Origin of the sequence: Arcobacter sp. CECT 8989 (assembly GCF_004116715.1) — a bacterium.
Taxonomy (GTDB): Bacteria; Campylobacterota; Campylobacteria; order Campylobacterales; family Arcobacteraceae; genus Halarcobacter.
Genome location: NZ_PDKE01000093.1, coordinates 1 through 415, shown reverse-complemented (window position 1 = coordinate 415; position 415 = coordinate 1). Strand labels below are relative to the sequence as shown.

Below are 415 nucleotides of genomic sequence, written 5' to 3'. Positions count from 1 at the left end.
TATAGTAACTGAAATAGTTGATATTTCAGACTAAGATGCATCTGCTGATTATTAAGCCTCGAATGAGCTTTATGATATGCTTTGTGAAGCTGGTGAATATGTAATTGAAAAGGATTTATTCCATTATCTAAATATTCCTTTTACTCTTGTTGAGATGATTAAAGAGTCATGGGAAAGTGATGTGTATTGGCCCTTATATTCAAGATTTGCCTTAGCAGGTGGAATCGATGGAAAGCCAATCAAACTAATTGCGTTTAATGCGGATAATCCAACTTCATTATTTGAAACTGCTATTATTCAATGGGCACAGCGAAAAGCAACTAACCTTGATGAAGCTATCCAATTTAATAATCTATAGGCTACATTAAAAGATAACTGTAAAAGACTCATTACTGTAGATAGTGATATTGAATAT

1 pseudogene is annotated in these 415 nt (G+C 32.5%); it reads left to right on the top strand.

Annotated elements, in window-relative coordinates:
• Positions 1–55: 55 nt before the first annotated feature.
• Positions 56–355 (top strand): annotated as a pseudogene (locus CRV02_RS14570) (glutathionylspermidine synthase family protein); the annotation flags it as partial.
• Between the last annotated feature and the right edge of the window lie 60 nt (positions 356–415).